This is a genomic window from Sphingomonas sp. PP-CE-3A-406 (assembly GCF_003688625.1).
Lineage (GTDB): Bacteria > Pseudomonadota > Alphaproteobacteria > Sphingomonadales > Sphingomonadaceae > Sphingomonas.
On sequence record NZ_RCWY01000003.1, the window covers coordinates 75,570 to 95,059 of the forward strand.

Below are 19,490 nucleotides of genomic sequence, written 5' to 3' on the forward strand. Positions count from 1 at the left end.
GGACGAACGGAACAAACCTCATAGGCTCCGTTCAGTTCGCCGGCTCCGACAACGGCGCGAACCGCGCCACCTGACGCCCGACCAAACACAATTGCTCGATCACCGCGGGATCGTTCGCGCCACCCTCGTCGTCGAATTTCGTCACCTGCGTGTTGATCGCCGCCGCGAACGGCGTCGGCCAGCCGCGCAGCGCGTGGACGATCGAGCGCAGCGCCGCGATCGTGCTGCCGGTCGCCTGCCAGCCATACGCTGTGGCGATCAACCCGACCGGCATGTCCGCCAGATACGGCCGCTCGTCGCGCGCGGTCTCCTCGAGCAGGTCGAGCGCGTTCTTCACCACGCCCGAGATGCTGCCGTGATAGCCCGGGCTGGCAATGATCACCGCCGATGCACCGCGTACGGCCTCGACGAACGCGCGTTCGTCCGCGGTCCGCGTCGTTGCCTTGGGATCGTAGAGCGGCAGCCGCGCCATGTCGGCGCCACCGAACATCTGCGTGCGATAGCCCTGCTTCTCGACCGCATCGAGCGCGATCCGGAGTGCACGCTCGGTCGACGAGACGCCGCCGATCGTGCCGCCGATGCCGACGACCAGCGGCAGAATGGCGGGGAGAGTATCGGGAACGGCCACGGTTTTATCCTGTTCGAACGTCATCGACACGCTCTTCCCCGTTTCGCCGCGCGATGACAACAGGGCTTCGACCGGTTCTCGCGCTGCGAACACCACGGACGCTGTCGCTAAGCCCCGGTACACGTTAGGCATGCGCATAGGCTTGCCCCAGCTGTCATAGAACGATAACACACTAAAAGTCCGCCGCTTGGCCGACCTGGAACGATCCGATGCGCCCCGATCCCTTCGACCCCGACCGTTCCAGTTCGCGCGGCGACCGCGAGCCCTATGCGTATGAGCGCGAGCGGCTGATCACTGAACGCGAACGCCTGCGCCAGAAATACGAAGCCGAGCGCGATAGTGACGAGTCCGGGTCATATGACGACCGCGATGCGGCGCCCTACGCCACCGCCCGCGTGCCGCGACGCAAGCGTCCGATCGGTCGCTGGATCCTGCGCGGAGCGGGGATCGGCATCGTCCTGCTGGTGATCGCCATCATCTGGCTCGCGATCACCGCACCGCTGTCGAAGTCGCTCCAGCCGCCGACGCCGCCGTCGATCACGCTTACCGCGGACGACGGCACGCCGATCGCGCGGCGCGGCGCGATCATCGGCAAGTCGGTCGATGCGGCCAAGCTTCCGCCGCATGTCACGCAGGCGTTCCTCGCGATCGAGGACCGACGCTTCTATTCGCACTGGGGCGTCGACCCGCGCGGCATCGCGCGGGCGGCATGGGCGAACATGGGCTCGGGCGGCGTCCGCCAGGGCGGCTCGACGATCACGCAACAACTCGCGAAGAACGCGTTCCTCGATTCGGACCGCACCGCGACGCGGAAAATCCGCGAGGCGATGATCGCCTTCTGGCTCGAAGCATGGCTGTCGAAGAACGAGATCCTCTCGCGCTATCTCTCGAACGTCTATTTCGGCGACAACACCTACGGGATCAGCGCGGCCGCCAAGCATTATTTCGGCCGCACGCCGGACAAGCTCAACGTCGGCCAGGCGGCGATGCTCGCCGGCCTGGTCAAGGCACCATCGCGTCTCGCTCCCACGTCGAACCTCGAAGGCGCGCGCAAGCGGGAGGCCGTGGTGGTCGGCGCGATGGTCGACGCGGGCTTCCTCACCAAGGCGGAGGGCGACGCGGTCCAGCCGCAGCGCGTGCTCGGCAGCCGCCCGTCGCAGCTCCCCAACGGCACCTATTTCGCCGACTGGATCCTCCCCGAAGCGCGCGACCAGGCCGGCGAGATCAAGACCGAGGCGACCGTCCAGACGACACTCGACCCGCGCCTGCAACGCGCCGCAGAACGCACCGTCGCGCGCGCAGGATTGCGTCAGGCGCAGGTCGCGCTGGTGGCCATGCGCCCCGATGGTCGCGTCGTCGCGATGATCGGCGGCAAGAACTACGCGAAAAGCCCGTTCAACCGCGCGACCCAGGCGCGGCGCCAGCCCGGCTCGACCTTCAAGCTATTCGTCTATCTCGCCGCGATGCGCCAAGGCCTCACCCCCGATTCGACGATCGAGGACCGCCCGGTGACGATCGGCGACTGGACGCCGAAGAACAGCGACGGCCGCTATCAGGGGACGATCACGCTGCGCCAGGCGTTCGCGCGCTCGTCCAACGTTGCCGCGGCGCGGCTGACGCAACAGGTCGGCGTCAAGGCGGTTATCAAGGCTGCGCGCGACTTGGGCATTTCGACGCCGATCCCCAGCGAGGCGACGATCGGCCTCGGCACCTCGACCGTGTCGCTGCTCGAACTCACCGCCGCCTATGCCGCGATCGCGCGCGAGCAATATCCGGTCCAGCCGCGCGGGCTCGCCGACGTGCGCGAGAAGGGCTGGTACCAGTCGCTGACCGGCGGCGCGACCGAGATGCCGAGCAAGATCCACGACGAGATGCTCGACCTGCTGGCGGCCTCGATCCGCACCGGCACCGGGCGCGGCGCGAACCTGACGGTCGACGCGTTCGGCAAGACCGGCACGACGTCCGACAACAAGGACGCGCTGTTCGTCGGCTTCGCGCGCGATCTGGTGGTCGGCGTGTGGGTCGGCAACGACGACAATTCCTCCAACCCCGGCCTGTCGGGCGGCGGCATCCCCGCACGGATCTGGCGCGACTTCATGCAGAGCGCGCTGGGCATCGCACCGATCGCGGCGCCGGCTCCCGCGGTCGAGGAAGTCGATCCCGACGCGTTGCCTGCGGACGAACAGGACAATTCTATTCTGCCGTTAGGCGGGGAGATCGAAGGAATGGGCTTCAACCTGAAGATGGGTGAAGACGGTACTATCTCTGTCGGCCCCTCCCGCCGCGACCGTCAGGAAGGCCCGCCTCCCCGCGAAGATCGCCGGCCGCCGGAGGAAGAACAGGGGCCCGACGAGGGGCAGTAGTTTGCTGATCGACGCCATCCGTCAGTCAGCACCACCCCAGCAATTAGGCACCGCCTCGGCTATCAGGCACCACCCCGGCGGAGGCCGGGGCCCAATTGGAAAGGTCGCGGTAACGACGCGCAGCCCTTCGCCACCTACCGCCCCCAATTGGGCCCCGGCCTTCGCCGGGGTGGAAGAGCAGCTTTGATCCTCACCTGAGCCGATGCCCCCGTTGACGCCACCACCGCATCGCAGCATGTCTCCCCCATGCGCTTCTTCTCCGACAACGCCGCCAGGATCCACCCGCAGGTCATGGCCGCGATCGCCGCCGCCGACACGCTCGACACCGCCTATGCCGGCGACGTGTGGAGCCAGCAGCTCGACGGCCGCCTGTCCGAACTTTTCGAGACCGACGTCGCGGTGCTCTGGGTCCCGACCGGCACCGCCGCCAACTGCCTCGCACTCGCAGCGCTCTGCCCCCCCCATGGCGGCATCGTCTGCCACCGCGACGCGCACATCCAGAACGACGAGGGCGGCGCGCCCGAATTCTACACGCACGGCGCCAAGCTGTTCCTCGCCGACGGCGACGGCGCAAAGCTCACCCCCGACACCATCCGAACCGTCCTCAACGCGATCCCCGACGACGTCCACCGCGTCCAGCCGCACGCGATCTCGATCACCAACGCTACCGAATATGGCCGCGTCTACCAGCCGCACGAGGTCGCGGAGATCGGCGGGCTGGCGAAGGAGCGCGGGCTCGGCTTCCACATGGACGGCGCGCGCTTCGCCAACGCGATGGCACGCGTCGGCTGCTTGCCCGCCGACATGACGTGGCGCGCCGGCGTCGACGCGCTGAGCTTCGGCTTCGTCAAGAACGGCGCGATGAGCGCGGAGGCGCTGGTCTTCTTCAAGCCCGACCTTGCCGCCGTCACGCAATACCGCCGCAAACGCGCTGGGCTATTGTTGTCAAAAGGGCGGTATCTCGCCGCGCAGATCCTCGCGATGCTCGACGACGACCTCTGGCTCGCCAATGCCAAGGCCGCGAACGACGCCGCCGCCAAGCTCGCTACCGCCGCCGGCAACCGCCTCGTCCACCCGGTCGAGGCCAACGAAGTCTTCCTCCGCGCCACGCCGGAAGAAGCCGCAGCCCTCCGCGCGAAAGGCTTCGACTTCTACGATTGGACCGCCGGCGAAATCCGGCTCGTCACAGCCTGGGACAGCCCGGCGGACGCAGTCGCCCTGCTCGCCGACGCGATCCGGGAGTTATGACCCCCGGCCCGACCGACCCACCTCAGTCGACCCGCGCCGCGGTGCTGATCCCGTTCGGGATCGTCACGCTGATCTGGGGCTCGACGTGGCTCGTGATCCGCGACCAGATCGCGGTGGTGCCGCCGAGCTGGTCGATCAGCTACCGCTTCCTCGTCGCCGGTATCGCGATGGCGATCTACGCAGGCATCAAGCGCGAGAGCTTCAAATTCGATGCGCGCGGCTACGCGTTCGCGGCGGTGATCGGCATCGCGCTGTTCACGTTCAACTTCAACTTCGTCTACCGCGCCGAGCATTATGTGACGTCGGGCCTCGTCGCGGTGGTGTTCGCGCTCCTGCTCGTCCCCAACGCGATCTTCGGCCGCATCTTTCTCAAGCAGCGCCTCGGACGGCAGCTGATGGTCGGGTGCGCGGTCGCGATGGCGGGGGTCGCGCTGCTGTTCGTCAACGAAGCGCGGGTCGATCCGCACGGGCCGCGCTCGGCGACGATCGGCATCGTCCTGACGCTGTGCGGCGTGATGGCCGCGTCGGTCGCCAACGTCATCCAGGGCAGCGCGTTCGCCAAGCGCTATCCGATGGCGCCGACGCTGGCGATGGCGATGCTGATCGGCGCGTGCCTCGACGCCGCGTTCGCCTGGATCACCACCGGGCCGCCGGTGTTCGAGCCGCGCTTCGGCTATGTCGCTGGCATCCTCTATCTCGGCGTGTTCGCCTCCGCGCTCGCCTTCCCGCTCTACTTCAACGTCATCCGCGCGATCGGACCGGCCAAGGCCGCGTATTCGGGCGTGATCGTGCCAGTCATCGCGATGCTGCTATCGACGATCTTCGAGCGCTATCACTGGTCGACCTTGGCGGTCGCTGGCGCGGTGTTGTCCGGCATCGGCCTCGTCATCGCGCTCAGCGCACGCAGGCCAGCACGGTAATCGTGCCAGGCGGGCGTCCAACCGAGTACCCGCTTGGCCTTGCCGTTCGCCACCCGCCGGTTCTCGTTATAGAAGCCGCGCCCCATCGCCGAGAGCTCCTCAAGCGTCACGAACGGCGGCGCGGGCATCCCGAGCAGCATCGCCGCGAACGCCACGACGTCGTTCTGCGACGCGGGCACGTCGTCCGCGAGGTTGTATGCCCCCGCCGGCGCATCGAACCCGGCGATCACGCCCGAGACGATGTCGTCAACGTGCGCGCGACTGAACACCTGGCCGGGTTGCTCGATCCTGTGCGCCTTGCCCTGCCGCACCCGGTCGAGCGGCGAGCGTCCGGGACCGTAGATCCCCGGCAACCGGAACGTCCGCGCACCAATGGCCAGCCAGTCCGCATCCGCCGCCGCCCGCGCGCTCCGACGACCGCCACCGATCGGCGCGGTCTCGTCGACCCACGCGCCCTGCGCATCGCCGTACACGCCCGTCGACGACAGATAGCCGATCCAAGCCCGTGTCCGCAGCAACAGCGAACCGTAGCGCCCGAGCACCGGGTCCGCCTCATGCTCGGGCGGCACAGACGACAGGATGTGCGTTGCCGCCGCGATCTCCGCCGTCACCGCGTCCACATCGTCGAACCGAAGCGTATCACCCCGCCCGTCCCGCGTCGTGCCGACGACATGCCAGCCATCCGCCGCCAGCCGCTCGGCAAGCCGCGACGCGGTGTAGCCGAGACCGAAGACCAGTAATCGGCTCATGGCGCCACCGCCGTTCCAGCCATCGGCCCCTTGTACAAAGTCCCGAAATAGTCGCCGGCATTCCACACCGGCCGCTGCGCGCCATCCGCGATCTCGCGCGCGATTCGGTAGTTCGCATCGACGAACCGCACGCCCTGATCCCACAGGATCGGCTGAGTCAGATCGTCCGACGGCTTGTGGTAATTGTTCGCCATGAAATACGCGACCGCCGCCTTGCCCGGCCCCTTCTGACCCGGCCACAGGAACACCGACGGAATGCCCTTCTGGACGAAGCGGAAGTGATCCGAGCGGACGAAGATGCCCTCCTCCGGCATCGGATCGGGCGACAGGCCGACGCCGATCGCCGCCACGGCCTTCTGCACGATCGGGCCGATGGTCGAGCGCTCGGCGCCGAACACCACCATGTCCTCGAACTTGTAGGTGAGGATCGGCATGTCGAGGTTCACGTCGGCGACGATCGAGGTCAGCGGCACGGTCGGGTGGTTGGTGAAGTAATCGCTGCCGACCAAGCCTTTCTCCTCGCCAGTGACCGCCAGGAACATGATGGTGCGCTTGGGCGCCTGCCCACTGGCCGTGAAGCGCTTGGCCTCCTCGATCAGGCTGGCGATGCCGATCGCGTTGTCGAGCGCACCGTTGTTGAGCGCATCGCCCTTAATTGGCTTGGTGATGCCGATGTGATCGAGATGCGCGGAGAGCACGACGACCTCCTTGCCGACCACCGGATCGCTGCCCGGGATCATCCCGACGACGTTGCTGCTCGCGCCGGGCACGAAGCTCGTCTTCGTCGCGACCGTCAGCGTACCTACCAGCGGCACCGCCTTGAACTTGGCGTTGTCACCTGCCGCCTGCTTGGCGATCCGGCTCCAAGACGTCTTCGCACCAGCGAACAGCTTGGCCGCACCGACCATGCTGACCGTCCCGAGCGACGGCGCGCCAGGTGCATCGACCTTGCCGGTACCGTCGAGGTTCGCCCATGTCATCCGCGGCGTCGCATAGGAGTCGGCCAGCTTGCCGAAGGTCCGCACTTTTGCCGAGCGCGGGCTTTCCAGCGTGATCACGCCGACCGCGCCCTTGGCCTGTGCGATCGCCGCCTTGGTGCCGCCCGACCCGAAGAATGCACGCTCCTCGCCGCCGAACCGCGCGGGCGAGCCGCCGAAATAGGCGACGATCTTGCCGCGCACATCGACACCCTTGTAGTCGTCCTGGCCATATTGCGGCGCGTCGATGCCGTAGCCGACGAACACGACAGGCGCCGACACGCTGGTTTCCGCCTTCGCGCCGTTCGCGGCGGGCACGTAATCCTCACCGAACACGAGCGGCTGCGCGGCCATGCGACCCGTCCAGACGAAATCGCCCTTGCTCGCCGCCTTGTACGACACGAGCGGCACGGTCTGGAGATACCCGCCCTGATCGCCACCCGGCCGCAAACCCGCGGCATAAAACTGCGCGGCGACATATTGCGCGGCGATGTCGAACTCGGGGCTGCCGGCCTCGCGTCCCTTCATCGCATCCGACGCGAGAAACAGCACATGCGCCTTCATCGCCGCCTGATCAGCCGGCAGCGGTGCGGCAAGCTTCGCGTTCAGCTCGGCAGTATTCGGAGAGGACACCGGAACCGTCGCGGGGGCAGCTTGGGGCGCAGTCTGTGCAAGGGCAGAGGTAGAAAGCGCGAGCACCGCGAGCGCGCCGATAGGACGATACATCCGGAAATCCTTGCAAAGGGAACGTGTTGCAGCGGCGTAGCATCCACTGTCACCCGCGCAAGCTTTGGGCATGGAGCAAAGACCTTCTTCGCGGAGAAGTACCACCCCGGCGGAGGCCGGGGCCCAGTTGGGAGACGGTGATGACGCAGGCTGCGTTCCGTTACTACAACCTCTCCAACTGGACCCCGGCCTTCGCCGGGGAGGTGCAAGTGATCGAACCGCACGGCCCCAAGCTTTGTCTGGCGGTAGGACGCCACGGCCCTATATTCGCAAACATATGCTCGATATCCAGAACAGTCTCGCCCACCCGCTCGTCATTCGCCGCGAGGACTATACCCCGCCCGAGTGGCTGGTCCCCGAGACGAAACTGGATTTCGACCTCGATCCGTCAACCACGCGTGTCACCGCTACCTTGTCGGTCACGCGCAACGGCGATCACAGCGCACCGCTCCGGCTCGACGGCGCGGGCCAGAAGCCGCTCTCGGTCACGGTCGATGGCGTCGCGATCAACGACTGGCGGATCGACGGCGAGCAACTCGTCATCCCCCTCACCGGCGCCGCGCATGTCGTCGAGACTCAGGTCGAGATCGCCCCCGATCGCAACACGCAGTTGATGGGACTCTACGCGTCGGGCGGAAACCTTTGCACGCAGTGCGAGGCCGAAGGCTTCCGCCGCATCACCTATTTCCCCGACCGCCCCGACGTGCTCAGCGTCTATTCGGTCCGGATGACCGCCGACAGGAAGCACTTCCCCGTGCTGCTCGCGAACGGCGATCCCGTCGCGCAGGGCGATCTCGACGACTGCCGCCACTGGGCGACCTGGCACGACCCGTTCCCCAAGCCCTCCTACCTGTTCGCGCTGGTCGCCGGCGATCTCGCGGTGAACCGCAGCAGCTTCACGACGATGTCGGGCCGCGAGGTGTCGCTCGGCATCTGGGTGCGCGAGGCCGACCTCCCCAAGACCGACCACGCACTCAAGGCACTCGAACTCGCGATGGCGTGGGACGAGACGACCTATGGTCGCGAATACGACCTCGACGTGTTCAACATCGTCGCGGTCGACGACTTCAACTTCGGCGCGATGGAGAACAAGGGGCTCAACATCTTCAACTCGCGCTACATCCTGGCCGACCCGGATACCGCGACCGACTATGATTACGACGCGATCGCCGCGGTCGTCGCGCACGAATATTTCCACAACTGGTCGGGCAACCGGATCACCTGCCGCGACTGGTTCCAGCTGTCATTGAAGGAAGGCTTCACGGTCTACCGCGACCAGGGCTTCTCCGCCGACCAGGGTTCGCGCGCGGTCAAGCGGATCGAGGACGTCCGCGGCCTGCGCGCGTCGCAATTCCCCGAGGATTCGGGCCCGCTCGCGCATCCCGTGCGGCCTGAATCCTACCAGGAGATCTCCAACTTCTACACCGCGACGATCTACAACAAGGGCGCCGAACTGATCCGGATGATGGCCGCGATCCTCGGCCCTGAGGGCTTCCGCGCCGGCACCGACCTGTATTTCGACCGGTACGACGGCACGGCCGCGACCTGCGAGGATTTCGTGACCTCGATGGAGGAAGGCGGCAAGGTCGACCTTACCCAGTTCCGCCTCTGGTATTCGCAGGCGGGCACGCCGCGTGTCTCAGCGAGCCTGTCGCATGAGGGCGACCGCGCGACCTTGCGGCTCGCGCAACAGGTGCCCGCGACGCCCGGCCAGCCGGCGAAGTCGCCGATGGTGCTGCCGTTGCGGGTGAAGCTGTTCGGCGCGGACTCGGGTGCGGCTCTAACCGACGAACGCCTCGTCCTGTTCGACGACACGCTCGACACGATCGAATTCGAAGGCCTCGCCGAGCGCCCGGTGCTATCGATCAACCGCGGCTTCTCCGCCCCGGTGGTGGTCGAAAGCGACCGCACCGCCGCCGATCTCGCCTTCCTCAGCGCGCACGACGACGATCCGTTTGCGCGCTACGAGGCGATGCAGCAGTTGATGCTCGACACGCTGGTCGCCTCGGCGGGCGGGCGTGCGGATCACGGGGGCGTCATCGCCGCGGTCGCGAACACGCTCGCCGACACCGATCTCGATCTCGCCTTCGTCGCGGAGGCGGTGTTGCTGCCTTCGGAGAGCTTCATCGGCGACCAGATGGCCGTCGTCGATCCCGACGCGATCTTCCGTGCCCGCGAAGCGCTGCGCCGCGATCTCGGCACGCGGCTGGAGGCGCAATGGCGGCAGGCTTACGCGCGGGGTGAGGACCAGTCCTACGCCTATACGCCGGAGGGCAAGGGCCTGCGTCGCCTGCGAACCGTAGCACTCGGCTATATCGCGGCAAGCGGTGCGGCGGATGCGGCGGACCTCGCCTTCGCGCAGTTCGATTCGGCGGACAACATGACCGACCGGATGGGCGCTCTAACGACTCTGGTCAGCAGCGAGTCCGAGATCCGCACCACCGCGCTCGATATCTTCTACAGCCAATATTGCGACAATCCGCTGGTGCTCGACAAGTGGTTCCAGGCTCAAGCGCAGTCGTCGCGCAACGATACCGGCGCGATCGTGGCGGGGCTGGCCGAGCATGCCGACTTCACGCTGACCAACCCCAACCGCGCGCGATCGCTGATCGGTGCGTTCGGCGCGAACCAGCGGGCGTTCAATAATGCCGACGGGAATGGATACCGGTTCCTCGCGGACCAGTTGATCGCGCTCGACCGCCTGAACCCGCAGACCGCGGCGAAGCTCCTGCCGCCCCTCGGCCGCTGGCGCCGATTCGACGCGGCGCGCGCGGGGTTGATGCGCGCGGAACTGGAGCGGATCGTGCGGACGCCGGGGCTCTCGAAGGACCTGTTCGAGCAGGCGTCGAAGAGTCTAGAAGGGTAACGCTCCGGGGGAGATCGGAAAGGCACGTCCCTTTCCCGTTCGTGCTGAGCGAAGTCGAAGCACCTTCACTTGGGGCACACCCTTCGACTTCGCTCAGGGCGAACGGGAAGTGGGCGTGGGGCCGCGCGCGACCGGATGACCTACCGGCGGCTCGCAAAGAACTCGCGCAAAATCCCCGCAGCCTCGGTCTCCGCAATTCCCGCATAAATCTCAGGCCGATGATGACACGTCGGCTGGCTGAAGAACCGCGGTCCATGCTCCACCGCCCCGCCCTTCGCATCCGCCGCCCCATAATAGAGCCGCGAGATCCGGGCATGCGCGATCGCCCCGGCACACATCGCGCAAGGCTCCAGCGTCACCCAGAGATCGCATCCCTCAAGCCGGTCACTCCCCAACGCCAAAGCAGCCGCGCGAATCGCCTGGATCTCGGCATGCGCAGTCGGATCGCACAACGCCCGCGGCGCATTCGCCCCCGTCGCGATAATAACGCCGTCCTTAACGACAACGGCGCCGACCGGGACTTCCCCAGCCAGCGCCGCATCGCGTGCCGCGTCGAGCGCGCGGCGCATAGGGACGGGAACGGGGAACATGGCCTCAGGCCCTGCCCCGCCGCCCGCCCCGCGTAAAGATCAGTTCGGTGCCTGGCTGTTGGCCGGCTTCTCGACGTTGATCGTCGGCACCGCCACGGTCTTGTTCTCGGTGCCGAGCGTGACCTTGGCGACGTCGGCCTGGAACTTCGGTGCCTGGACGACGCCCTGGCGGGTCTGGTCGATGTTGATGATCCCGAAATACATCAGGCCGACCACGACCAGCACGACGATCGCGACGAGAGACAAGAGCGTACGCATGGGACATCCCCTTTTATTGAACAGTTCGATAGCGTAACAACGTCGTCGATCGCCGTGGGTTGCACAATGCCCATTGCGGACAACCGCGGGCACGTTCGACGTGAATCGGTTGACGAAAGCCGGCGTGCCAGCTATCCGCGCGCCTTTCCGGGGTTCCTCCCGACACTTGAATAGGTAATCACATGTCGCGCATCTGCGAACTGACCGGCAAGGGCCGGATGGTCGGGAACAACGTCTCCCACGCCAACAACAAGACCAAGCGCACGTTCCTGCCGAACCTGCAGAACGTCACGTTGCTCTCCGATTCGCTCGAGAAGGGCGTCAAGCTGCGCGTCTCGACGCATGGCCTGCGCACCGTCGAGCACAACGGCGGCCTCGACAACTGGCTGGTGAAGGTATCGGACGACAAGCTGTCGCTTCGCGTTCGTCGCCTGAAGCGCGAAGTCGTCAAGAAGATCGCAGCATCGGCCGTCGCCGCCTAACAGCGACGTCGTAGTGCGATCACCGCGGCCCGCCCTGCACCTCGCAGGGCGGGCCGTCGGCGTTTACGGGGTCAGCGATCCAGCCTGAACTTCAGCAGCAGCGTGCGCTGAAGAAACATCTGGTTGTCGTCCGACACGATCCACACGATCGTCGCGCCGTTCTCGATGGTCGTGTCGATCCCCTCGAAATTGTCGTGGATCAGCGGCGCGGCGATCGTCGCAATTAGGCGCCCGCGTGCGCTTCGCCCCGCTGCCACATCCCGTGCGACGACTCGCGATATCCGGTTGGACCAGCGGAACGGCAACCTGAAGCCGCGATCGAGCACCAGCAGATCGCCGTTCGGCAATGCGGTGACGTCAGACGGATCGTAGCGACCATAGGGTTCGTAGGCGAACCGTTGCGGCGGCCCGACCTGAGTCGGATCCCCCGCGAAGATCAGCGCTTGGCGCGTGTGCAGCCGCTCGTCCTCCGACCGACTCCAGTCCGAGGGACGAGCATGCGCCACCTCGCTGATGACCACGAACCGGCCATCCGGCATGCGGGCCATCGATTCCGCACCGCCATTGGCGGGCCATTTTCGCATCGCCTCAGGATTTACGCGGGACTCGTAGTGCGCGAACCCGGACGAATATCGCCAGATCGCGTTGCGGTATTCGAAGCCGACCCAGACCTGCCCCGTCCGCGGGTCGATCGCCATCGACTCGCTGTCACGGTCGCCCTTCTCCCAACCGATGCCGGGCCCGGCGGGCAGGTTTGCAAAGGCGATCGCATGCGGCCGCCAATCCTGCCCCATGTGGAACTGGACGATATTGCCGCCGTCGCTGAGCAGCGTGAATCGGTCGTCCGTGCCAGAATGCGCAACATCGAGCGACGAGAAGCCGCCGAACGCCGGATCGCGGCTGTCGAGGGCCACGCCGCCGAGATACGTCAGCCCGCCAACGCGCACATGCCGCGGGTCGGTACGATCGAGCATGGCTCGGGTCGCCGTCAATTGCGCGCTCTTGCCAAGGAGGTCGAGCCGCGCTTCGCCTGACCAGGTCGGGACGATCGTGTAGACGCTCACGCATACGAACAGGACAGTGATCAGGCGCCGCATCGCGTCCTAATAGGGCGTCCGGCGATCCGCGGAAGCATGAACAGCGGATAACGGAGGCATTCAGGCTTAGCTCAATGCGAATCACCCATAAGCGTCTCATCGAGGATGGAAGCACGGCCCCCGCCGCCGCCGAAATCCCCAACGGGAGACGCACGATGTTCAAGACTTTTACACTCGCTGCCAGTGCCCTCGCATTGGGTGCGACCGCCCTCGTTCCCGCCGCCGCCGATGCGCAGCGCTGGGGCGAACGCTACGAGCGGGGCTACGATGGGTATCAGGACGGCTATCGCGGATACGATCGTGGTTACGACCGGAGCGACTATCGCGAGTACCGCGGCAACGACCGCCGCTACAACTACAACGCGCGCAGCCGTCGCGGTTGCGACAACACCGGCGGCACGATCATCGGCGCACTCGCCGGCGGCCTGCTCGGCCACACCATCGCCGGTCGCGGTGACCGGACGATCGGGACTCTGCTCGGCGCAGCCGGCGGTGGCTTGGCCGGCAACGCGATCGATAAGTCGGATAACCCCGGGTATTGCCGGCGGTAAGCCCGGCAGCGCCCGGGCCGGTGCGAGCGAAAGCGAGCAATCGCCGGCACGGACGGCGGGCAGGCGCTTAGCCTGACCCGACCGACGACGGCTTTGCCGACGTCCCGCTCGTTCGAGCCACACCAGTTTCCCAGTTCCCTCGCGTAGCGTATCGAGGGCGAGGGCCGGCTTCCCGTACGGGAGCCGGCCCTTTGTTCTTCTGAATCCGGCACCATAGATGGTGACAGCGCCGTCTCACCTACTCCGTCATCCTGACGAAAGTCAGGACCCAGAGCCACGACCTACGGTGGTCAGTTACCCTGGGTCCTGACTTTCGTCAGGATGACGGTAGTGCGTGGATCAGATGACGGTGGTGGGCTCGATCAGGCGATCCGCTCAGGCACTTCCGCCGCATCCTCGGCAATCGCCGCCGCCGGTGCCACCGCCTCCCAGGGAAACACGAACCAGTCCTTCGTCACCGTCCGGTCGATCGTCCGCGCGCAATACTCGATCCGCTCGGCCGAACTGACGTTGTCGATCAGCATTGCAAACCGCACCGCACCCTCGACCGCCCCCGCCGTAACAAGCGCCCCGCGCAAATGCGTGATCGTCCGCCCCGAATCGTTGATGTCGTCGAGGAACAGCAGCCGCTCGCCGTCCCGCGTCCGCTTGGCGAGCTTGACCAGCGGTTCGTCGGCAAAGTCCTTCACCTGGCTCGAATAGTCGACCGACAGCGTCGGCAAGCCGATCGCGTGACTGAGGAACACCGCCGGCACGAGGCCCCCGCGGCCGATGCCGATGATAAAATCGGGCTTCCAAGTATCCTCGGTCAGCTTGGCGGCTAGGATGTGGATCGCGGCGACGAACTCGTGCTGCGGGATCGGGGTGAAGATTGGCATCGGCAGGACGCTAGCCAGTGTACATCGAAACGTCACCCCGGACTTGTTCCGGGGTCCACCGTGCCGCGAACTATTCTCGATCGATGTGCGGCACGGTGGATGCCGGAACAAGCCCGGCATGACGGAGGGTTGGGCTTAGATCGTCTCCAGCGCCTGTTCGAAATCGGCGATCAGATCGTCTGGATCCTCCACGCCGATCGAGATGCGCACGAGGTTGTCCGTGATGCCCAGCGCCTGCTTCCGCGCGTCGGGCACCGACAGATGCGTCATCCCCGCAGGATGGCTAGCCAACGTCTCGGTCCCACCAAGCGATACCGCCAGCTTGGCGATCTTCAGCGCATCGAGGAACGCGAAGCTCTCGCGCTCGCCGCCCTTGAGGTACAGCGAGAAGGTCGAACCGCCGCCGGTGCAATGGCGACGATAAATGTCCGCCTGACGCTCCATGCCCGGCTCGTCCTCGAGGAAACCCAGATATGCGACCCGCTCCACCTTCGGATGGTGACGGAGAAAAGCGCAGACCTTGGCCGCATTCTCGCCCGCACGGCTCATCCGCAGTTCGAGAGTCTCCAGCGATCGCAACAGCATCCACGCGGTATTCGGATCGGTGATCGTCCCGATCGTGTTCCGCATCGTCCGGATCGTGTTGATGTGCTCCTTAGTGCCGAGCACGCCGCCCGCGACGAGATCCGAATGCCCGCCGACATACTTGGTCAGCGAGTAGACGACGATATCAGCGCCATGCTTGAGCGGCTGGAACCAGAGCGGCCCGAGGAATGTGTTGTCGATCGCAATCGGCGGCTTCTCGCCCTTGAAGATCGCGTCACGGCTCGCCGCGACCGCCTCGACGTCGACCAGCGCGTTGGTCGGGTTCGCCGGGCTTTCCAGATAGATCAGCGCGACGTTGCCGGTCGCCGCCTCGGTCATCACCGCATCGATCTCCTCGCGCGTCGCGCCAGCCGGGAAGTCGAGCCACTTGACCCCGAACTTGCCGAGCACGCGCCCGATCAGCGTCTCGGTCGCCGCGTACAACGGTCCCGAATGGACGATCGTGTCGCCTGGCTTCACCATCGCGAGAAACAGCGTCGCGATCGCCGACATGCCCGACGAGAAGGCGAGCGCGTCCTCCGCCTCTTCCCAGACGCCGAGGCGATCCTCGAGGATCTCCTGGTTCGGCCCGTTGAAGCGCGAATAGACGAGGCCCTCGGCCCCGCCCGGACGCTTGCCAGTGACGCCTTCGAAGTGGCGCTTGCCCGCCGCCGCGTTGGGGAAGACGAAGGTCGAGGTGAGGAAGATCGGCGGCTTCAGCGAGCCTTCCGATAGCGACGGGTCATAGCCGTGGCCCATCATAAGGGTCGACGGCTTCAGTTTCCGCCCACCAATTTCGCCAATCGACGGCTTCGGTGCGACGCGTGCGGCTACGCCGGTCAGGTCAGCTTCGGTTTCGGCGGGGACGGCGCCGGCGTTTTCGGGGGTATCGGACATCAATATGCTCCTGCGTGGCCCGTCTGCTGCGAGCCGATGTGCGAAGCCTAAACGAGCGATGCGGGATTTGGGACCCGCTATAGGCCAATGATGCTGATCTGACGCCCATAGGAGGGCTCGCCGCGATGGGTCGCTCGCCGATAGCTGAAAAAGCGATCGTCATCGGTGTAAGTGTCGAGCCCGAGCGCCTCGATCCGACCGATCCCGGCGACCGCTAGGCGGCTGACGACATAGGCCTCCAGGTCGAACTGGTAATGATCGCCCCTGTTCTCGACGGCGCGGCCGTCCGCAAAGAAGCGCTCGTTCTCCGGATTCGCCTCGCAGAACCGGCGAATGAAGCCGTCGTCGACCTCATAACTGGCACGCGCGATGCACGGCCCGACCGCGGCGACGATCCGGCTGCGGTGCGCACCGATCGCCTCCATCGCGAGGATCGTGGAGTCGGTAACGCCGCCGAGTGCGCCTTTCCACCCGGCATGTGCGGCCCCGACAACGCCAGCCTCGCGGTCGGCGAACAGCACGGGTGCGCAGTCCGCGGTAAGAATACCGAGCGCAAGGCCGGGGCGGTTGGTCACCAGCGCGTCGGCGTGCGGCCGGATCGCGTCGTCGAATGGCTCAATCACGGTCACCGAGTCGGCGGAATGGACCTGATAGAGACCGACAAGCCTCGCACCGGGGAGGACGGCCTCGGTAGCGCGAAGGCGGTTCTCAGCAATGGCGGCGGGGTCGTCGTCAGACCCGATGCCGACATTGAGGCTCGCATACGCCCCGGTCGAGATGCCGCCACGACGGCCGAGAAAACCATGCGGGATGTCGCCGAGTGCCTTCGCGCGGATCACGTCGATGGTCATAGCGACCGCCTCTCCGATAGCTCCACCCCGGCGAAGGCCGGGGCCCAATTGGGGGACGTTGCTGACAGGGGACTGCGCATCGTTACTACGACCTTTCCAATTGGGCCCCGGCCTCCGCCGGGGTGGTACCGTTCCGCGCGATGCTGGTAGCGCCACCGATCACAACACGAGCCGCATGATCCGGTCATCATCGGGCTGCTCGCCCACCATGAACACATACCGCCCGATCTCGACGAAGCCGTAGCGCTGATAGAATCGATGCGCCCGGTGGTTGTCGACATACACGCTGAGGATCATCTCCGTCCGCCCCTCGGCGCGTGCGACATCGATCGCCCAGTCCATCAACGCCGGCCCGACACCCGCACCATGCTGGTCGCCGCGCACATAAAGCTGGTGGAGTTCGATTGCCGTCGCCGGCCAGTCGCCGGGAAATGCCACCGGGCCGATCTTCGCAAACCCGACGAGCTCATCCGACTCGTCCACCGCGACACGCACCGTGAAGGCCGGGTCGGACAGCTGCGCCGGCAACCCCTTTTCCCCGAACGTTTGCTCGAGAAACGCGGCGAGGTCTTCAGGCCGGTACAGCGTACCGAACGTATCGGTGAAAGACTGCTTCGCCATCGAACCGAGTTCTGCACCGTCGGCGGGCACGGCATCGCGATAGGCGATCATGCAAACGCCGCCGGTGTCGGCCAATTCGGCGCGGTGATCGCCAGCGCTTTGAAAAGCGTACCCATGTCGTCCATCAACCTCCTTCGATCCGCTGCCAATGCTTCCGCCCGCGCAGGCGACGCCTTGGCGAGTGCCGACGTCCGCGAATCGATCCCGAGCGCGCCGAGCAGGTCGCGCTGCGTCACCGGCCCCCACGCAACCGCGCCCTCGGTCTGCGCCGCGGCGGCGAGCGTGGTGAAGTCGACATGCGCGGTCAGGTCGTGCTCGCCGGGCGCCTCGAACGGATTGGCGAACGCATGCCCGCGCACCGCCTGCAACGTGTCGCCGAGTGCCGGCCCCTCATAGCCATAGTCGACCGCGATCAGCGCACCGCCCTGCGCCGCGATCCGCTTGGCGAGACCGCGAATGATCGTCACGGCAGCAGGCGAGGTTTCGAGGATCGAGCCCGCGGGCGCGTCCCGAAACAGCTCGGGGATCACCGCATCCGGGAGCGGCTTCCCTGCGATCGGCAAGAACAGCAGGTCCTGCGCCGCGACGAGCCGCTCGTGCCACTGCTCGCGCTTCACCAACTGCCGGATCGGCAGCGCATCGAAGAACTCGTTGGCGACGACGATCAACGGGCGATCGGTCGGCAGCGTGTCGACCGCGTCGTGCCACGTGGCAGCGGGCACCCGCTCGGCCTGCGCGGCCCGGAGCGCGGGGCTGGTCTCGACGAAATGCACCGGCGGCGTGAGTCCCGCCTTCGTCATTGCGCGCGCAGCATCGGCAGCAAGCGTCCCGCGGCCCGGTCCAAGTTCGACCCAAGCCACCTCGGGGCGACCAGTGCGGTCCCAAAGATCAGCACACCACAGCCCGACAAGCTCGCCGAACATTTGGCTGATCTCGGGCGCAGTGGTGAAGTCGCCCCCCGCCCCCAGCGGATCGCGCGTCGCATAATAGTGCGCGTTCGCCGCCGCCATATACTGCGCGACGGGGATAGGACCCGCGAGTGCGATCGCGCGGGCAAGGCGTTCCGGGAGGGCGGTGTCGGTCACGAGGGTGTCGGGCATGTCGACCATCTCAAAAATCTCTACCCCCCGGCGAAGGCCGGGGCCCAGTTGGAACGTCCGTAGTGACGTGCGTTCCGCGTCGTCACCTCAACCTTCCCAACTGGGCCCCGACCTCCGCCGGGGTGGTGCTTCTATTTGAAGGAAGGGTCAGGCGACGCTGGCCGTCCCCGCGATCGGCTCGACCCGCACGCGGCGCTTGGCCGACGTCGCCACCAGATACGCGCCACCAACGATCATCGGCACGCACAGCCACTGGCCCATGTGCAGCCCGGTATGCTCGGCAAACGCCCGCAACTGCGAATCCGGCTCGCGGAAGAACTCGACGGTAAATCGCGCGATCCCGTACCCCAGCACGAACAACCCGACGAGCTTGCCCGGATCGTACCGCGCCTTGGTCTTCCAGAACGCGAACCACAGCAGCGCGAACAGGACGATGCCCTCCAGCCCCGCCTCGTACAGCTGGCTCGGATGCCGCGCCGGCTCGACCATGCCGAATGGCACGGTGCGCTCGAAGATGATCCCCCACGCAACGTCGGTCGGCTTGCCCCAGAGCTCGCCATTGACGAAGTTCGCCAGCCGCCCAAAGAACAGTCCGAAGGGCACGCAGCACGCGATATAATCGTGTACGCGCAGCCAGTTGAGCTGATGCTTCCGCGCGAACAGGATCAGCCCGATCGACGTACCGATGACGCCGCCGTGGAACGACATGCCACCGTCCCACAGCCGGAAGATACGCAGCGGATGCAGGAACATCTCGGGCGCGTAGAAGATCACGTAGCCGAGCCGCCCGCCGAGGATAATGCCGAGCGTCGCGTAGAATACGAGGTCGTCGGCATGCCGCCGCGCCATCGGTGCGCCGGGCTGGGCGAGCAGCTTCAGCAGATACCACCAGCCGAGCAGGATCCCGCCAATATAGGCGAGGCTGTACCAGCGCAGCGTGAAGAAGCCGATCGAGAAGACGTCGGGGTGCAGCCCCAGATCCTCGAAGCGGATGTGACTGCCGACGGCAGGCGCTACGGCACCCGCAGCGGCGGTGATGGTCGACAGGATCAAAGGCTTTTCCCCACGCGTTCGCCCCTGCATAAAGACCGATAACGATAAGA

At 66.4% G+C, this 19,490-nt stretch carries 18 protein-coding genes; 6 read left to right on the forward strand and 12 right to left on the reverse strand.

Annotated elements, in window-relative coordinates:
- Positions 1-31: 31 nt before the first annotated feature.
- Entirely contained in the window at positions 32-652 is a 621-nt protein-coding gene (locus C8J44_RS12285; protein WP_121905432.1) for an NADPH-dependent FMN reductase, read from the reverse strand.
- Between the two features lie 185 nt (positions 653-837).
- Between C8J44_RS12285 and C8J44_RS12290 the strand changes: the two genes are divergently transcribed.
- From C8J44_RS12290 to C8J44_RS12300, 3 genes are all read left to right on the forward strand, one after another.
- Positions 838-2,991, forward strand: a complete 2,154-nt coding sequence (locus tag C8J44_RS12290; RefSeq protein WP_121904791.1) for a transglycosylase domain-containing protein — start codon at positions 838-840, stop codon at positions 2,989-2,991.
- 246 nt (positions 2,992-3,237) lie between these two features.
- Positions 3,238-4,239 carry a low specificity L-threonine aldolase gene (locus C8J44_RS12295; protein WP_121904792.1) on the forward strand — a complete coding sequence of 334 codons (1,002 nt, stop codon included), beginning with the start codon at positions 3,238-3,240 and terminating at the stop codon, positions 4,237-4,239.
- The gene (locus tag C8J44_RS12300) at positions 4,236-5,159 is read left to right on the forward strand and encodes a DMT family transporter (RefSeq protein ID WP_121904793.1); all 924 of its coding nucleotides are present in this window, start codon (positions 4,236-4,238) and stop codon (positions 5,157-5,159) included. Before C8J44_RS12295 ends, C8J44_RS12300 begins: the two co-directional genes overlap by 4 nt.
- Here C8J44_RS12300 and C8J44_RS12305 read toward each other — a convergent pair.
- Positions 5,072-5,908 carry an NAD(P)-dependent oxidoreductase gene (locus C8J44_RS12305; protein WP_121904794.1) on the reverse strand — a complete coding sequence of 279 codons (837 nt, stop codon included), beginning with the start codon at positions 5,906-5,908 and terminating at the stop codon, positions 5,072-5,074. The two genes, C8J44_RS12300 and C8J44_RS12305, sit on opposite strands and share 88 nt — an antisense overlap.
- Positions 5,905-7,611, reverse strand: a complete 1,707-nt coding sequence (locus tag C8J44_RS12310; protein WP_121904795.1) for a M28 family metallopeptidase — start codon at positions 7,609-7,611, stop codon at positions 5,905-5,907. The genes C8J44_RS12305 and C8J44_RS12310 overlap by 4 nt, the downstream gene beginning before the upstream one ends.
- A gap of 277 nt (positions 7,612-7,888) precedes the next feature.
- Here C8J44_RS12310 and pepN point away from each other — a divergent pair, with 277 nt between their 5' ends.
- The gene (gene pepN, locus C8J44_RS12315) at positions 7,889-10,477 is read left to right on the forward strand and encodes an aminopeptidase N (protein WP_121904796.1); all 2,589 of its coding nucleotides are present in this window, start codon (positions 7,889-7,891) and stop codon (positions 10,475-10,477) included.
- Between the two features lie 140 nt (positions 10,478-10,617).
- Here pepN and C8J44_RS12320 read toward each other — a convergent pair whose 3' ends face one another.
- Together C8J44_RS12320 and C8J44_RS12325 are read right to left on the reverse strand one after the other, a co-directional pair.
- Positions 10,618-11,046: a nucleoside deaminase gene (locus C8J44_RS12320; RefSeq protein ID WP_121904797.1), complete on the reverse strand. Its 429-nt coding sequence runs from the start codon at positions 11,044-11,046 to the stop codon at positions 10,618-10,620.
- Between the two features lie 60 nt (positions 11,047-11,106).
- Positions 11,107-11,325: a hypothetical protein gene (locus C8J44_RS12325; RefSeq protein WP_055874129.1), complete on the reverse strand. Its 219-nt coding sequence runs from the start codon at positions 11,323-11,325 to the stop codon at positions 11,107-11,109.
- Positions 11,326-11,507: 182 nt separating this feature from the next.
- Between C8J44_RS12325 and rpmB the strand changes: the two genes are divergently transcribed.
- Complete coding sequence (gene rpmB / locus C8J44_RS12330) at positions 11,508-11,807, forward strand: 50S ribosomal protein L28 (protein WP_056053386.1); 300 nt, start codon at positions 11,508-11,510, stop codon at positions 11,805-11,807.
- A gap of 71 nt (positions 11,808-11,878) precedes the next feature.
- Here rpmB and C8J44_RS12335 read toward each other — a convergent pair whose 3' ends face one another.
- Positions 11,879-12,904 (reverse strand): esterase-like activity of phytase family protein, encoded by a 1,026-nt coding sequence (locus tag C8J44_RS12335; RefSeq protein WP_259466842.1) that lies wholly within the window; start codon positions 12,902-12,904, stop codon positions 11,879-11,881.
- A 155-nt stretch (positions 12,905-13,059) separates the two neighbouring features.
- Here C8J44_RS12335 and C8J44_RS12340 point away from each other — a divergent pair, with 155 nt between their 5' ends.
- Positions 13,060-13,455, forward strand: coding sequence for a glycine zipper 2TM domain-containing protein (locus C8J44_RS12340; RefSeq protein ID WP_121905434.1), 396 nt, complete (start codon positions 13,060-13,062; stop codon positions 13,453-13,455).
- Positions 13,456-13,817: 362 nt separating this feature from the next.
- On the opposite strand, the gene C8J44_RS12345 is transcribed toward C8J44_RS12340, so the two are convergent.
- The 6 genes from C8J44_RS12345 to lgt form a co-directional block, all read right to left on the reverse strand.
- Positions 13,818-14,333: a phosphoribosyltransferase gene (locus C8J44_RS12345; protein ID WP_121886347.1), complete on the reverse strand. Its 516-nt coding sequence runs from the start codon at positions 14,331-14,333 to the stop codon at positions 13,818-13,820.
- A 135-nt stretch (positions 14,334-14,468) separates the two neighbouring features.
- A complete protein-coding gene (locus C8J44_RS12350) occupies positions 14,469-15,815 on the reverse strand; it encodes a cystathionine gamma-synthase family protein (protein WP_121904798.1) in 1,347 nt (448 codons plus the stop codon).
- 77 nt (positions 15,816-15,892) lie between these two features.
- Positions 15,893-16,666: a peptidoglycan editing factor PgeF gene (gene pgeF / locus C8J44_RS12355; protein WP_121904799.1), complete on the reverse strand. Its 774-nt coding sequence runs from the start codon at positions 16,664-16,666 to the stop codon at positions 15,893-15,895.
- 159 nt (positions 16,667-16,825) lie between these two features.
- The gene (locus C8J44_RS12360; RefSeq protein ID WP_310886168.1) at positions 16,826-17,362 is read right to left on the reverse strand and encodes a GNAT family N-acetyltransferase; all 537 of its coding nucleotides are present in this window, start codon (positions 17,360-17,362) and stop codon (positions 16,826-16,828) included.
- Positions 17,335-18,396, reverse strand: a complete 1,062-nt coding sequence (locus C8J44_RS12365; protein ID WP_404969211.1) for a class I SAM-dependent methyltransferase — start codon at positions 18,394-18,396, stop codon at positions 17,335-17,337. Before C8J44_RS12365 ends, C8J44_RS12360 begins: the two co-directional genes overlap by 28 nt.
- A 138-nt stretch (positions 18,397-18,534) precedes the next feature.
- Positions 18,535-19,470 (reverse strand): prolipoprotein diacylglyceryl transferase, encoded by a 936-nt coding sequence (gene lgt / locus C8J44_RS12370; RefSeq protein WP_121904801.1) that lies wholly within the window; start codon positions 19,468-19,470, stop codon positions 18,535-18,537.
- Positions 19,471-19,490 lie beyond the last annotated feature (20 nt).

Coding starts and splice junctions, on each gene's coding strand:
- C8J44_RS12285 (WP_121905432.1), bottom strand. CDS start 652: ATGACGTTCGAACAGGATAAAACCGTGGCCGTTCCCGATACTCTCCCC.
- C8J44_RS12290 (WP_121904791.1), top strand. CDS start 838: ATGCGCCCCGATCCCTTCGACCCCGACCGTTCCAGTTCGCGCGGCGAC.
- C8J44_RS12295 (WP_121904792.1), top strand. CDS start 3,238: ATGCGCTTCTTCTCCGACAACGCCGCCAGGATCCACCCGCAGGTCATG.
- C8J44_RS12300 (WP_121904793.1), top strand. CDS start 4,236: ATGACCCCCGGCCCGACCGACCCACCTCAGTCGACCCGCGCCGCGGTG.
- C8J44_RS12305 (WP_121904794.1), bottom strand. CDS start 5,908: ATGAGCCGATTACTGGTCTTCGGTCTCGGCTACACCGCGTCGCGGCTT.
- C8J44_RS12310 (WP_121904795.1), bottom strand. CDS start 7,611: ATGTATCGTCCTATCGGCGCGCTCGCGGTGCTCGCGCTTTCTACCTCT.
- pepN (WP_121904796.1), top strand. CDS start 7,889: ATGCTCGATATCCAGAACAGTCTCGCCCACCCGCTCGTCATTCGCCGC.
- C8J44_RS12320 (WP_121904797.1), bottom strand. CDS start 11,046: ATGCGCCGCGCGCTCGACGCGGCACGCGATGCGGCGCTGGCTGGGGAA.
- C8J44_RS12325 (WP_055874129.1), bottom strand. CDS start 11,325: ATGCGTACGCTCTTGTCTCTCGTCGCGATCGTCGTGCTGGTCGTGGTC.
- rpmB (WP_056053386.1), top strand. CDS start 11,508: ATGTCGCGCATCTGCGAACTGACCGGCAAGGGCCGGATGGTCGGGAAC.
- C8J44_RS12335 (WP_259466842.1), bottom strand. CDS start 12,904: ATGCGGCGCCTGATCACTGTCCTGTTCGTATGCGTGAGCGTCTACACG.
- C8J44_RS12340 (WP_121905434.1), top strand. CDS start 13,060: ATGTTCAAGACTTTTACACTCGCTGCCAGTGCCCTCGCATTGGGTGCG.
- C8J44_RS12345 (WP_121886347.1), bottom strand. CDS start 14,333: ATGCCAATCTTCACCCCGATCCCGCAGCACGAGTTCGTCGCCGCGATC.
- C8J44_RS12350 (WP_121904798.1), bottom strand. CDS start 15,815: ATGTCCGATACCCCCGAAAACGCCGGCGCCGTCCCCGCCGAAACCGAA.
- pgeF (WP_121904799.1), bottom strand. CDS start 16,666: ATGACCATCGACGTGATCCGCGCGAAGGCACTCGGCGACATCCCGCAT.
- C8J44_RS12365 (WP_404969211.1), bottom strand. CDS start 18,396: ATGGTCGACATGCCCGACACCCTCGTGACCGACACCGCCCTCCCGGAA.
- lgt (WP_121904801.1), bottom strand. CDS start 19,470: ATGCAGGGGCGAACGCGTGGGGAAAAGCCTTTGATCCTGTCGACCATC.